The organism is Neobacillus vireti, assembly GCF_001026695.1.
GTDB classification, from domain to species: Bacteria; Bacillota; Bacilli; order Bacillales; family Cytobacillaceae; genus Neobacillus; species Neobacillus vireti.
Map to the genome: position 1 here is coordinate 280,930 of NZ_LDNB01000007.1, position 14,261 is coordinate 295,190.

At 43.0% G+C, this 14,261-nt stretch carries 14 protein-coding genes and 1 tRNA gene; 14 read left to right on the plus strand and 1 reads right to left on the minus strand.

Annotation, left to right across the window (positions count from 1 at the left end):
* The first annotated feature begins 36 nt into the window (after window positions 1-36).
* Window positions 37-987, plus strand: a complete 951-nt coding sequence (whiA, locus tag AA980_RS08475) for a DNA-binding protein WhiA (protein ID WP_024029100.1) — start codon at window positions 37-39, stop codon at window positions 985-987.
* Between the two features lie 115 nt (window positions 988-1,102).
* Window positions 1,103-1,360, plus strand: coding sequence for an HPr family phosphocarrier protein (locus AA980_RS08480; protein WP_024029099.1), 258 nt, complete (start codon window positions 1,103-1,105; stop codon window positions 1,358-1,360).
* A 153-nt stretch (window positions 1,361-1,513) separates the two neighbouring features.
* Here AA980_RS08480 and clpP read toward each other — a convergent pair whose 3' ends face one another.
* On the minus strand, window positions 1,514-2,116 hold the full coding sequence (clpP, locus tag AA980_RS08485) for an ATP-dependent Clp endopeptidase proteolytic subunit ClpP (RefSeq protein ID WP_024029098.1): 603 nt from the start codon (window positions 2,114-2,116) through the stop codon (window positions 1,514-1,516).
* A gap of 206 nt (window positions 2,117-2,322) precedes the next feature.
* Between clpP and AA980_RS08490 the strand changes: the two genes are divergently transcribed.
* The 12 genes from AA980_RS08490 to AA980_RS08545 all read left to right on the plus strand — a co-directional run bounded on the left by AA980_RS08490 (window position 2,323) and on the right by AA980_RS08545 (window position 14,250).
* Window positions 2,323-2,394 (plus strand) — tRNA-Arg (locus AA980_RS08490).
* Between the two features lie 201 nt (window positions 2,395-2,595).
* Window positions 2,596-3,918 (plus strand): RNA polymerase factor sigma-54, encoded by a 1,323-nt coding sequence (gene rpoN, locus AA980_RS08495; protein ID WP_024029097.1) that lies wholly within the window; start codon window positions 2,596-2,598, stop codon window positions 3,916-3,918.
* Between the two features lie 18 nt (window positions 3,919-3,936).
* Window positions 3,937-4,203, plus strand: coding sequence for a glutaredoxin family protein (locus tag AA980_RS08500; RefSeq protein ID WP_024029096.1), 267 nt, complete (start codon window positions 3,937-3,939; stop codon window positions 4,201-4,203).
* A gap of 122 nt (window positions 4,204-4,325) precedes the next feature.
* A complete protein-coding gene (locus AA980_RS08505) occupies window positions 4,326-5,348 on the plus strand; it encodes a sugar-binding transcriptional regulator (protein ID WP_024029095.1) in 1,023 nt (340 codons plus the stop codon).
* A 52-nt stretch (window positions 5,349-5,400) separates the two neighbouring features.
* On the plus strand, window positions 5,401-6,408 hold the full coding sequence (gene gap, locus AA980_RS08510; RefSeq protein WP_024029094.1) for a type I glyceraldehyde-3-phosphate dehydrogenase: 1,008 nt from the start codon (window positions 5,401-5,403) through the stop codon (window positions 6,406-6,408).
* Window positions 6,409-6,501: 93 nt separating this feature from the next.
* Complete coding sequence (locus AA980_RS08515; protein ID WP_024029093.1) at window positions 6,502-7,686, plus strand: phosphoglycerate kinase; 1,185 nt, start codon at window positions 6,502-6,504, stop codon at window positions 7,684-7,686.
* Window positions 7,687-7,863: 177 nt separating this feature from the next.
* Window positions 7,864-8,625 (plus strand): triose-phosphate isomerase, encoded by a 762-nt coding sequence (tpiA, locus tag AA980_RS08520; RefSeq protein ID WP_024031175.1) that lies wholly within the window; start codon window positions 7,864-7,866, stop codon window positions 8,623-8,625.
* Window positions 8,618-10,150, plus strand: a complete 1,533-nt coding sequence (gene gpmI, locus AA980_RS08525; RefSeq protein WP_024031176.1) for a 2,3-bisphosphoglycerate-independent phosphoglycerate mutase — start codon at window positions 8,618-8,620, stop codon at window positions 10,148-10,150. The genes tpiA and gpmI overlap by 8 nt, the downstream gene beginning before the upstream one ends.
* 72 nt (window positions 10,151-10,222) lie before the next feature.
* Complete coding sequence (gene eno / locus AA980_RS08530; protein ID WP_024031177.1) at window positions 10,223-11,521, plus strand: phosphopyruvate hydratase; 1,299 nt, start codon at window positions 10,223-10,225, stop codon at window positions 11,519-11,521.
* 86 nt (window positions 11,522-11,607) lie between these two features.
* Complete coding sequence (locus AA980_RS08535) at window positions 11,608-12,525, plus strand: DUF7916 family protein (RefSeq protein WP_024031178.1); 918 nt, start codon at window positions 11,608-11,610, stop codon at window positions 12,523-12,525.
* 107 nt (window positions 12,526-12,632) lie between these two features.
* On the plus strand, window positions 12,633-12,866 hold the full coding sequence (gene secG / locus AA980_RS08540; protein WP_024031179.1) for a preprotein translocase subunit SecG: 234 nt from the start codon (window positions 12,633-12,635) through the stop codon (window positions 12,864-12,866).
* 637 nt (window positions 12,867-13,503) lie between these two features.
* Entirely contained in the window at window positions 13,504-14,250 is a 747-nt protein-coding gene (locus AA980_RS08545; protein ID WP_024030776.1) for an alpha/beta hydrolase, read from the plus strand.
* Window positions 14,251-14,261: the final 11 nt, after the last annotated feature.

Consider the following 14,261-nt stretch of genomic DNA (forward strand, 5'->3'; position numbering starts at 1 on the left):
GCAATTTATTAATGTTTTTTATTAAGGGGTGAGGGGATGTCTTTCGCTTCGGAAACGAAAAAAGAATTAACTAACCTGGAAGTGAAAACGTGCTGCATTCAATCAGAGCTATCGGCTTTGATCCGGATGAACGGTTCCCTTTCCTTTTCAAACCGTAAGTTAGTTGTTGATATTCAAACCGAAAATGCCGCGATTGCGAGAAGAATTTATACATTATTGAAAAAGAGTTACCAAGTGCAAGTAGAATTGCTTGTTCGTAAAAAAATGCGCCTGAAGAAAAACAATGTGTACATTGTTCGTTTATCCCAGCTCGCCAAGGAAATTCTCGAGGATACAAAAATTATTGGAGATGGATTCACCATCATTCACGAAATTTCACCGGAGCTTGTAAAAAAGAAGTGCTGTAAGCGTTCTTACCTGCGCGGTGCATTTTTAGCTGGAGGCTCTGTCAATAATCCGGAAACGTCCTCCTATCACTTGGAAATCGCTTCGCTCTATAAAGATCATAATGACTCTTTATGCGAATTAATGAATACATTTGGACTGAATAGTAAAACGCTTGAGCGCAAAAAAGGCTTTATTACCTATTTAAAGGAAGCAGAGAAAATTACCGAGTTTTTAAATATTGTCGGAGCCCATAACGCCCTGCTCCGCTTTGAGGACGTTCGAATTGTCAGGGATATGCGGAACTCGGTTAATCGTCTGGTAAACTGTGAAACCGCAAACCTCAATAAAACAATCGGTGCTTCGATCCGCCAGGTAGAGAATATTCGTTTGATTGATTCGACGGTTGGCTTGCAAATTTTACCAGATAAACTGCGAGAAATTGCGGAACTCCGGTTGAAATTTCCGGATGTAACACTAAAGGAACTGGGTGAAATGGTTTCCGGCGGCTCCATTAGTAAATCGGGAATTAATCATCGTCTGAGGAAAATTGATGAGATTGCCGAGAAGCTCCGGGGGGGCGAAATGGCTCCTAGGATGTAGACGGATCTGTAGAATCCCGAACATTACCCGCTTTGGGGCTAAGTGATTTTGAGTTTGTGAAATAATGAATTTGTTATCATGATATAGGATTAAAAACATAAGGAGGAATTAGATAATGTTGGCAAAACAAGTAGAAGTTAAATTAAGAACAGGTCTGCAAGCAAGACCAGCAGCACTATTTGTTCAGGAGGCAAACCGCTTTTCAGCGGATATTTTTCTAGAGAAAGATGGCAAAAAAGTAAATGCAAAAAGTATCATGGGATTAATGAGCTTGGCAGTTGGTTCAGGAATCGTGATTAATATTATCGCAGACGGCGACGACGAAGAAAAAGCCATCAACGCATTAACAGATTTTATTCAAAAGGATAATTAAATCAAGGAGGGTTCAGCTTTATTTAGGAGGTTGAACCCTTTTATTTTTGCCCGAGGAAGGGAAAAAGAGAAAATTGTGCCCAGAGACAGTAAAAATGGGTCGCCTCGGTCACAAAAAAATGCAGTTGGCACTCTGCCAACTGCATCCATTCGATTATTTCTCTTTTTTATCAAGTGTGTTGCGGGTAATGATGCTGTCAATCAGACCGTATTCTTTTGCTCTTTCAGCAGTCATGAAATTATCGCGGTCGGTATCTTTTTGAATGATTTCAAGCGGTTGGCCAGTGCGCTCTGCTAAAATTCCATTTAATTTTTCACGAAGGAAAAGGATCCGTTTAGCAGCAATTTCAATTTCGGTTGCTTGTCCTTGAGCACCGCCAAGTGGCTGGTGAATCATGACCTCAGCATTTGGAAGGGCATAACGCTTGCCTTTTTCCCCGGCTGCAAGTAAGAAAGCGCCCATAGAAGCGGCCATTCCGATACAAACTGTTGATACACTTGATTTGATATACTGCATGGTATCGTAAATCGCCATTCCGGCAGTAATGCTTCCGCCAGGGCTATTAATGTAAAGTGTAATATCTTTTTCAGGATTTTCCGCTTCTAAAAATAATAATTGTGCTACAATGCTATTAGCAACATTGTCATCAATAGCGCTGCCAAGCATAATGATCCGGTCCTTAAGTAGGCGGGAATAAATGTCATAAGCACGTTCACCGCGGTTTGTTTGTTCAATAACTGTAGGAATCAAATTCATATTTCTTCCTCCTCCTGAGTGTGAAAGTTTAAAATAATATGTATAGTAATCATACACTGATGGTCAATAAAGGTCAAACAATTCAACTTTATAATGTTCGACAACTTTCCCTACATAAGCATAACCAATTCGGAATAATTTAAAACCTATTTTTTGCTTGCAAAGTTAACGGAACTGGCATATAATATGTAAGTCGTTACAATTTAGCGCTCGTGGTGCAACGGATAGCACGTAAGATTCCGGTTCTTAAAATGGGGGTTCGATTCCCTCCGAGCGCGTAATGAAGGCCTCCTGTTTTTTGCAAACAGGGGGTTTTTATTTTTTTAACAATAATTACTTTTCCATAAAATGTCTAATTAGCCATAACTCCAGAAAAATAGCCAAAAGCCTTAAACCGAACTCCCAAATTCATTCAATATTTATTTTCCATACCCGAAACACCATCTTTCATGTAAAATGGAACATAAGGGGGGATTGGCATGAACTTAAAGGCAGGGTTGTGGCAGCAGCAAACATTAAAATTAGCAATGACGCAGGAGTTGTCGCAGGCGATTGCCTTATTGCAGTACTCGAGCCAGGAACTTGCTGAATTTTTAGAAAATAAAGCGCTGGAAAATCCCCTTATGCAGATTGAAAATGGGAATGTCCAGCCAATGAATCCCCTAATGGACCGAAATCGCCGGAAGCATCAAAAGTCGGAAAAGGACTGGATTGAGCAGCTTGCTGATAAGCCATTTTCACTTGAAGAACATCTAATCTCACAACTAAATATAGCAAATTTATCTGCGGAGCAATTAAGAGTCATCCGCCACCTAATTGATAATCTCGATGAAAACGGTTACTTTTCTGGTGACCTTGGGGAAATTGCCACAACCTTACGGGTATCAGAGGAATCAGTTGAAGATGGCCTTGCGGTGATTCAAACGCTTGAACCGGCCGGAATCGGAGCTAGAGACCTTCAAGAGTGTCTGCTGATGCAAATCTATTATCAAAATCCAACTAACGAACTTGCGCAAACGATTATTTCCAATTATTTCGTTCCGTTTGCCGAAAAGAAATGGAAACAAATTGCCAAAGAACTGAAGGTATCTTTAAAAGAAATTCAAGATATTTTTGATGAGGTTCAACTTCTAGACCCAAAACCGGGAGCTAAGTTACGGAAAGATACAACGACATACATTATTCCTGATGCAATTGTCGAACAATCCGCTGAAGGACTGACGGTACGGATGTTTGATGATGCCCTGCCAAGGATTAGTCTTAATGAGTCCTATTATAAAAAATTCAAGGACCAGGACCAGCAGGTCAGCCGGTTTATCCAGGATAAGCTTCAGGATTATCAATGGATTGTCAAAAGTATTGAACAACGAAAAGAAACCTTAACAAGGGTAGTAGCCAAAATCATCGAAAAACAGACGTTGTTTTTTCAACAGGGCGCACGCCATTTAGTGCCGATGACGATGAAGGAAGTCGCCGCCGAGCTTGAGGTTCATGAATCAACGGTCAGCCGAGCAGTCCGCGAAAAATATGTGCAGACACCAAACGGGACCTTCACGTTAAAATCATTTTTCACGAGTACCATCCAAACAGTCGCAGCCGATGAAAATACCTCATCGACACAGGTGAAGAATGCGATTAACCATTTAATAAAGGAAGAAAATAAGGAAAAGCCGCTTTCCGATCAAGAAATAGTCGATCAATTGAAGGAGACAAAAGGAATCGTAGTCTCAAGGCGGACCATCGCCAAATACCGCGATCAGCTGGGAATCCCCTCCTCCTCGAAACGAAAAAGGTTTAATTGAAAGGAATAGACTAAAACGATGACACAAACGACCATCACATTATATACACGAAATCGCTGCCCTTTATGCGATAAAGCAAAAGCCACTCTCCTTGAGCTAAAAGAGAATTGGGAATTTACCTTCGAGGAAGTCGATATTGAAACAAATGATGACTTAACCGAGCGATATGGCCTGATGATTCCGGTGGTTCATTTGGACGGGGAAGAAGTCGGATTCGGCTTTATAGACAAATTTGACATAAGTAACCGTTTACATGAAAAAAGCCAATCAAATGAGTTGAAATAGGAACTCACTCCTGCTAGAATAAAAATCATAGCAGGGGTGATTTTTTTTAGTGTAGCTGGGACACAATATGTCTATGGTGGACATTTTTCGCCCAACTACATAGAATTAAGGAGCATGCTCTCATGCAATCATTTATCGATATCCAAAAAAGATTATTACCCGACCTACTTATCGTCCTGCAAAAAAGATATTCTATCCTCCGATACATAGGATTTATGCAGCCGGTAGGAAGAAGAAGTTTAGCAGTCAGCCTCGGGCTAACCGAAAGAATCCTGCGCAGTGAAGTAGACTTCCTAAAAGAGCAAAATCTTATTTACGCAAACAGCGTGGGAATGAGTTTAACTTCGGAAGGAAAAAATTTACTAGAGGATTTAGAAGGTTTAATGCGTGAATTAAAGGGTATTGACGTGATGGAATTAGAATTAAAACACCGGCTTGGCATCAAGGGTGTCATCATTGTTCCTGGCGACAGCGACGAGTCACCATTGGTCAAAGGCGAGCTTGGCAAAGCAAGTGCCGCCTGCATGAAAAAGCTTTTAACAGGGGAAAATATTATCGCTGTTACTGGCGGTTCAACGATGGCTGCTATTGCAGAAAGATTAACTCCTGAGCTTACCCGGAAGAATTTGCTTTTTGTTCCGGCTCGTGGCGGAGTTGGTGAGGATGTCGCAAATCAAGCGAATACGATATGCTCAAATATGGCAAAAAACACCGATTCTAAACATCGTGTTTTCTATGTTCCTGATCAGGTTAGTTCAGAAATTTATCAATCCCTCATCAAAGAGCCAGAGATTCATGAGGTTTTAAAGCTAATTAAATCCGCAAGCATGGTACTTCATGGGATTGGGGATGCTATCACAATGGCCGAGCGGCGAAAAACAACCCCCAAGATTCAGCAAAAACTCGAAACCGGGAATGCCGTCGGCGAAGCGTTTGGTTATTATTTTAATGAAGAAGGCGAGATTGTCCATAAAGTATTAACGATTGGACTACAGCGCGAAGACCTTGCTGGGATTCCTAATATCATTGCGGTGGCAGGCGGATCCTCAAAGGCGAAGGCAATTAAAGCATACTTAAAACAAGCACCGGCGGCGACGATTTTAATAACCGATGAAGGTGCGGCAAAAAGGTTATTAAAAGGGTAAATCCTTTTTAAGAAAAATATATTTCTACCCAATTATAAGGAGGAATTTTATCATGACAGTAAAAGTTGGTATTAACGGATTTGGACGTATTGGTCGTAATGTATTTCGTGCGGCTTTAAACAATAGCAATGTGGAAATCGTGGCAATTAACGACTTAACAGATGCAAACATGCTTGCCCACCTTTTAAAATATGATACCGTTCACGGAACGCTTGCAGAAGACGTGACCGTAGATGGTGAATACCTAGTAGTTGGCGGACACAAAGTGAAGGTTCTCGCTGAACGCGACCCTGCACAACTTGGCTGGGGTGATCTTGGCGTTGAAGTAGTGGTTGAATCAACTGGCCGTTTCACAAAACGTGAAGATGCTGCGAAACACCTTGAAGCAGGTGCGAAAAAGGTTATTATCTCTGCACCGGCAAACAACGAAGATATCACAATCGTTATGGGTGTTAACGAAGACAAATACGATGCAAACAACCACCATGTATTATCAAACGCTTCTTGTACAACAAACTGCTTAGCACCATTTGCGAAAGTATTAAATGATACATTCGGCATCAAGCGCGGTATGATGACTACTGTTCACTCATACACAAATGACCAACAAATCCTTGACTTGCCGCATAAGGACTATCGTCGTGCCCGTGCAGCTGCTGAAAACATGATTCCAACATCAACTGGTGCTGCTAAAGCTGTTGCTCTTGTTTTACCTGAACTAAAAGGTAAATTAAACGGTATGGCAATGCGCGTTCCAACTCCAAACGTTTCTGTTGTGGACTTAGTTGCTGAATTAGAAAAGGACGTTACAGCAGAAGAAATTAATGGAGCATTAAAAGCAGCTGCTGAAGGCCCATTAAAAGGCATCCTAGCATACAGTGAACTTCCATTGGTTTCAAGTGACTATAACGGTGCAACTGTTTCTTCTACAATCGATGCTTTATCAACCATGGTTCTTGAAGGCAACATGGTAAAAGTACTTTCTTGGTATGATAACGAAGTTGGTTACTCTAACCGCGTTGTTGACCTAGTTGATTACATCGCATCAAAAGGACTATAAAAAGCTTTAGGTTTTCCAAAGGGGAGCGGGGAGTTGATGCCCCCTTCCCTTTTTTACGTAAATAAATGCCACTACTTTAAGGAGGTCTTTTACATGAATAAGAAAACACTTAAAGATGTCGATGTGAAAGGGAAACGCGTATTTTGCCGGGTAGATTTCAACGTGCCAATGCAGGATGGAAAAATAACCGACGAAACGCGGATTCGCGCCGCGCTGCCAACGATTCAGTACTTAATGGAACAAGGTGCAAAAGTAATTCTAGCAAGCCATTTTGGCCGTCCAAAGGGCAAAGTAGTCGAAGAAATGCGCTTAACACCGGTTGGCGTAAGACTAGCTGAACTTCTCGGTAAAGATGTGAAAAAGGCAGATGAAGCATACGGTGATTCTGTGAAAGCATTGATTGAGACGATGCAAGATGGCGAAGTGCTTCTATTAGAAAACGTCCGCTTCTATCCTGGTGAGGAAAAGAATGATCCTGAGTTAGCAAAGGCTTTTGCAGAACTTGCTGATGTATATGTGAATGACGCATTTGGCGCTGCCCACCGCGCGCATGCTTCAACAGAAGGCATCGCCCATAATCTTCCAGCAGTTTCCGGCTTCTTAATGGAAAAAGAACTGGATGTACTTGGTAAGGCTCTTTCCAATCCTGAGCGTCCGTTTACAGCGATTATCGGCGGTGCCAAGGTAAAGGACAAAATTGGTGTTATCGAAAATCTTTTAGAGCTAGTGGACAACTTAATTATTGGCGGCGGACTAGCTTATACCTTCGTGAAAGCACAAGGACACGAAATCGGTAAATCCCTGCTTGAAGCAGACAAGATTGATCTTGCGAAATCTTTCATTGAAAAAGCGAAGGAGAAGGGCGTTAATTTTTACATGCCAGTAGACGCGGTTGTTGCGGACGATTTCTCTGCTGACGCTAACACTAAAGTGGTTGCAATAGAAGAAATCCCAGCTGATTGGGAAGCACTCGATATCGGACCAAAAACAGCTGCAATTTATCGCGATGTCATTCAAAAATCCAAATTGGTTATCTGGAATGGACCAATGGGCGTATTTGAAATCGACAAATTTGCCGGCGGCACAAAAGCCGTTGCCGAAGCGCTTGCTGGAGCAGAGGGTACATATTCAGTTATTGGCGGCGGTGACTCAGCAGCAGCGGTCGAGAAATTTGGCTTAGCAGAGAAAATGAGTCATATTTCCACAGGCGGCGGCGCTTCCCTAGAGTTTATGGAAGGCAAAGCATTGCCAGGAGTCGTTGCATTGAACGATAAATAAGAAAAGCGCAAGCGCCCTGTTCAGCGGCGTATGGCCTGGAGCGCTCCAACTGAGATAAAGGAAACACGAAGAGCCGGAGGCGCATTCGTGCTTGACTTATCGTAGGGCGGAGAGCGAAGGACACTAGCCGCTAGGGCGCTGGAGCTAGACAATAAGGAAAAGAAAGGATGAGCCACCATGCGTAAACCTATTATTGCAGGGAACTGGAAGATGAACAAAACCCTTTCTGAAGCAAAAAGCTTTGCTGAGGAAGTCAAAGGACTTGTTCCTGTCGAAGACAAAATCGAATCTGTGATTTGTGCACCGGCATTATTTTTACAAACACTTGTTGAAGCAGCACAAGGGACTGACGTGAAAATTGGTGCCCAAAATATGCACTTTGAGGAAAACGGAGCGTTTACAGGCGAAATCAGCCCGAAAGCACTTGCTGATCTCGGTGTTCAATATGTGATTATCGGTCACTCTGAACGCCGTGAAATGTTCAATGAAACCGATGAATCAGTAAACAAAAAGACGCTTGCCGCATTCAAATACAATTTAAGCCCAATCGTTTGCTGTGGCGAAACCCTAGAGCAGCGAGAAAATGGCGAAACGAATCAATTCGTTGGCGGACAAGTTGAAAAGGCGTTAGCGGGATTAACAGATGAGCAAGTAAAACAAACAGTGATTGCCTATGAACCAATCTGGGCGATTGGCACAGGGAAATCGTCAACATCTAAGGATGCGAACGATGTTTGTGCCCATATCCGCCAGGTAGTGGCAAAACAATTTTCCCAAGATGTTGCTGATGCCGTTCGAATTCAATACGGCGGCAGTGTGAAACCGGAAAATATTAAAGAATATATGGCTGAGTCCGATATTGATGGGGCTTTAGTGGGCGGAGCAAGCCTTGAGCCGCAATCTTTTTTACAACTACTGGGGGCAGGCAGCTATGAGTAAATCTCCAGTTGCACTCATTATCCTTGACGGCTTCGGCTGCAGGGGTGAGACAAAAGGAAATGCGGTAGCACAGTCGAAGAAGCCAAATTTTGACCGCCTTTGGAGTACCTATCCACATTCCCATTTAACTGCATCGGGTGAGGCAGTCGGCCTTCCGGAAGGACAAATGGGTAATTCTGAAGTAGGGCATTTGAACATTGGCGCCGGCCGGATTGTTTACCAAAGTTTAACACGCGTAAACATTGCGATTCGCGAAGGCGAATTTGAAAAAAACGAAACCTTTACCGGGGCGATGGAACACGTGAAGAAAAATGGCACTGCCCTTCATTTATTCGGACTGCTTTCAGACGGCGGCGTTCACAGCCATATTCAGCATATGTTTGCTTTGTTGAAGCTCGCTAAAGAAGAAGGCGTGGAAAAGGTCTATGTGCATGCATTCCTTGACGGCCGTGATGTCGGTCCAAAAACAGCAGCCAAATATATTCAGCAAACGCTGGATAAAATGAAGGAGTACGGTGTCGGCGAATTCGCCACCGTATCTGGACGCTATTACTCGATGGACCGCGACAAGCGCTGGGAACGCGTTGAGAAATCATATCGTTCGATGGTTTACGGCGAGGGTCCAGCCTACAGCAATCCGTTAGAGGTTGTCGAGGACTCTTATTCACATGGAATCTTTGATGAGTTCGTCATCCCATCTGTGATTACAAAAGAGGACGGTCAGCCGGTCGCAACGATCCAAGATAACGATGCTGTTATTTTTTATAACTTCCGTCCAGACCGGGCAATCCAAATTTCCAATACGTTCACAAACGAAGACTTTCGCTCTTTTGACCGTGGACCAAAGCATCCAAAGGATTTATTTTTCGTATGCTTAACCCACTTCAGTGAATCAGTAAACGGGTATGTTGCCTTTAAACCGTCGAATTTAGATAACACCTTAGGTGAAGTACTGTCGCAAAATGGACTGAAGCAATTAAGAATCGCCGAAACAGAGAAATATCCGCATGTCACCTTCTTTATGAGCGGCGGCCGTGAGGAAAAATTCCCTGGTGAAGAGCGGATTTTAATCAACTCGCCAAAGGTAGCGACCTACGACCTTCAGCCTGAAATGAGCGCCTATGAAGTAACCGATGCTTTATTGAAGGAAATTCAAAATGATAAAGTTGACGCCATCATTTTAAATTTTGCCAACCCGGATATGGTCGGCCATTCAGGCATGCTTGAGCCAACAATCAAGGCCATCGAAACAGTTGACGAATGCCTAGGAAAAATTATCGATTTAATCCTTGAAAAAGGCGGATCAGCCATCATCACCGCCGATCACGGAAATGCCGACGAAGTGATAACATTAGATGGCGAGCCAATGACGGCACACACGACGAACCCTGTACCGGTGATTGTTACAAAGAAAGGGATTGAACTGCGTGACGGGGGTATCCTTGGTGATTTAGCGCCAACAATGATAGACTTATTAAAGCTGGATCAGCCGGCTGAAATGACCGGAAAATCATTGATAAAATAAAAGTGAAAGACCGGTTGAACAAACTGGTGATTTCTAAATTATCGAAAAACCAAATTTTAAGGAGAGATTTACATGCCATTTATTGCAGATGTATATGCACGTGAAGTATTAGATTCCCGCGGTAACCCTACTGTTGAGGTTGAAGTTTTTACAGAATCAGGCGCTTTCGGCCGCGCACTAGTTCCAAGCGGTGCTTCAACTGGTGAGTATGAAGCAGTCGAACTTCGCGACGGTGACAAATCTCGTTACCTTGGCAAAGGTGTGCTTAAAGCAGTTGACAACGTAAACGATATTATTGCACCACATCTTGTTGGCGAAGAATTCAGTGTCTTAGATCAAGTGGCGATCGATCACGCGTTAATCGAGCTTGATGGTACAGACAACAAAGGCAAATTAGGTGCCAACGCTATTCTTGGTGTCTCAATGGCCGTTGCTCACGCAGCAGCAAATTACCTAGATATTCCTTTATACCAATACCTTGGCGGCTTCAATTCTAAGCAGCTTCCAGTGCCAATGATGAACATTGTTAACGGCGGCGAGCATGCCGACAACAACGTCGATATTCAAGAATTTATGATCATGCCTGTCGGTGCGCCAAGCTTTAAAGAAGCGCTTCGCATGGGTGCAGAAATTTTCCACACGTTAAAAACAGTTCTTAAAGGCAAAGGCCTTAACACAGCTGTTGGTGACGAAGGCGGCTTTGCACCAAACTTAGGCTCAAACGAAGAAGCATTGCAAACAATCGTTGAAGCAATCGAAAAAGCCGGCTTCAAACCAGGTGAAGAAGTTATGCTTGCGATGGACGCTGCATCTTCTGAGTTCTACAACAAAGAAGACGGTAAATACCATCTTGCTGGCGAAGGTGTTGTAAAAACGTCTGCAGAAATGGTTGATTGGTACGAAGAATTAGCTAACAAATACCCAATCATCTCTATCGAAGACGGCTTAGACGAAAACGACTGGGAAGGCCACAAACTATTAACTGAACGCCTTGGCAAAAAAGTTCAATTAGTTGGTGACGATCTATTTGTTACAAACACGAAAAAACTAGCTGAAGGTATCGAAAAAGGAATTGGTAACTCCATCCTAATCAAAGTGAACCAAATCGGTACACTTACTGAAACGTTCGATGCAATCGAAATGGCAAAACGCGCAGGTTACACAGCTGTTATCTCCCACCGCTCTGGTGAAACAGAAGATAACACAATTGCAGACATCGCCGTTGCAACAAACGCTGGTCAAATCAAAACTGGTGCGCCATCCCGTACAGACCGTGTCGCAAAATACAACCAATTGCTTCGTATCGAAGACAATCTAGGTGAAACATCACAATACAATGGTCTTAAATCTTTCTATAACTTGAGTAAATAATTTTCCTATCCAAAAAGGCACTCGCATATGAGTGCCTTTTTTTCAAATATGTGGTACTTTTTGTATATAAAGAGGAGGCGGAAAGTATGAAAAGGTTATTAGATTGTACGGCAGCTGATTTTGAAAAAATGAACGGAAGTGATTTGCGGCAATCAATCCTAGCATCGGAGGGAAGGACGATTGTAGCTGAGGTAATCGGAGCAGTAACCCCGTATTATCCTGCGGTTACTAATGCAGAAATGGCTGCAGCCTTTGGTGCTGATCTGATTTTACTAAACTTCTTCGATGTGTTTAATCCAAGTATGGAGGGTTTGGATGTTGAGGTGCCTGACACCCTAGTTCGAACGTTAAAAAGACATGTTGGGCGGCCGATTGGGTTAAATCTAGAGCCAGTTGATTTGGATGCTGAGAAGGTAGAAGCATTAGTAGAACTCCCTGAAGGCCGTCTGGCAACGGAAAAATCACTGCAAAAAGCGAAGGAATTGGGCTTTGATTTTGTCTGCTTAACGGGAAATCCAAAAACAGGTGTTTCCAATGCGGAAATAACAAAGGCAATTGGAAGGGCACGCTCGATTTTTGGTCCGGAAGGCCTTATTATCGCAGGAAAAATGCACAGTGCCGGTGTCGCCGGCGAGGCAGGCGGCAGCCTGATGTCAACGGAGACGCTGCATTCATTTATCGAGGCAGGAGCCGATATTATCCTTATCCCATCACCGGGAACAGTGCCAGGCTTTACGGTTGAAAAAACAGCAAAATTAGTAGATGCTGTTCATGAAAAGGGCGCCCTTGCCATTCTAACAACAGGAACAAGTCAAGAAGGCGCTGATGAAGCGACGATTAAACAAATTGCTTTGAATAGTAAAATGGCCGGAGCGGACTTATTCCATATTGGTGATGCCGGGGCAGCTGGAATGGCGATTCCCGAAAACATTACGGCTTATTCCATTGTCGTAAGAGGCAAACGACATACATATGTGAGGATGGCATCGTCGATTTTGAGATAAAAGATGAAGGCCACTTCCAGCAATCACAAATATCGCTATTGTTAAAAGTCAAATAATATGGTAAATTTAAATTACTGTGAAATGTACGTCTACAGGAGGTGGCCTTCATGCATACATTTGTTGTTATCTTATTAGTAATCGTAAGTATTGGACTTATTGGGGTTGTCTTACTTCAATCAGGTAAAAGCGCTGGATTATCCGGTGCCATTTCTGGTGGTGCTGAATCCCTTTTCGGAAAGCAAAAAGCACGAGGAATTGACTTGATCCTACATCGTATTACGATTGTATTATCAGTATTGTTCTTCATTCTTGCCCTTGCCGTTACTTACTTCAAAATCTAATATAGACAGTTAAAACCCGGCCAAAGTGCCGGGTTTTTTAGTTGTCCCGAACGGGAAAATACTTGTTAGCGAGATCCTGCCTCAGTTTGGCGAGATAAAGCTAAAAGTTGGCGAAATCCCTTCTCAGTTTGGCGAGATAAACAGAAAGTTTGGCGAAATCTCAGTCGAAATTGGCTGGAATAAACAAAGTTGGCGAGATCCCAATTAAAATAGGCTGGAATAAACAAAGTTGGCGAGATCCCGTCCCAGTTTGGCGAGATAAAACTAGAAGTTGGCGAGATCCCGTCCCAGTTTGGCGAGATAAAACTAGAAGTTGGCGAGATCCCGTCCCGGTTTGGCGAGATAAACCCAAAGTTTGGCGAGATCTCAATTAAAAAAGGCTGGAATAAACAAAGTTGGCGAGATCCCGTCCCAGTTTGGCGAAATAAAGCTAAAAGTTGGCGAAATCCCTTCTCAGTTTGGCGAGATAAACCCAAAGTTTGGCGAGATCTCAATCAAAACTGGCGGGATTAAACAAATTAGCCGGAATCCCAATTCAAATTGGCGCTCACTGAACAACCCGCAAGCCTTTTTCCTAGCATGTTCATCGCTACATTGCTTAAACTAAAAATAAGCAAATATAAAAGGAGTTTTTTAAATGAAAGTCACCCTACCTAAGCCATTTACCTTCAAAGGGGGAAAGAGGGCCATTTTGCTCCTCCATGGCTTTACCGGCAATTCTGCTGATGTCCGGATGCTCGGCCGCTTTCTTGAAAAAAGAGGCTACACCTGCCATGCGCCGCACTACAAGGGACATGGTGTACCGCCGGAGGAACTTGTCCATACTGGACCTGAAGACTGGTGGCAGGATGTAATAAATGGCTATGAATTTTTAAAAAATAGCGGTCATGAAGAAATTGCTGTTGCCGGGCTGTCTCTTGGCGGCGTATTTTCCTTGAAATTAGGTTACACTGTACCTATAAAAGCGATTGTACCAATGTGTGCGCCGATGCATATAAAAAGTGAAGAAGTGATGTATGAAGGTATACTTGAATATGCCCGTGAATTTAAAAAGCGCGAAGGAAAAACAGACGAGCAAATCGAAAAGGAAATGAATGAGTTTAAACAGACACCAATGAAAACATTAAAAGCCCTGCAGCAATTAATCGCCGATGTCCGTGAAAATGTCGAGATGATTTATGCACCGACCTTCGTGGTTCAGGCACGCCACGATAACATGATTAATACTGAAAGTGCCAACATTATTTACAACGAAATCGAGTCAGTCACAAAGGAAATCAAATGGTATGAAGAATCCGGCCACGTAATCACGCTCGATAAAGAACGTGACCAGCTGCATGAGGATATTTACGCCTTTTTAGAGAAGTTGGACTGGCACGATTAATAAAGCACCCA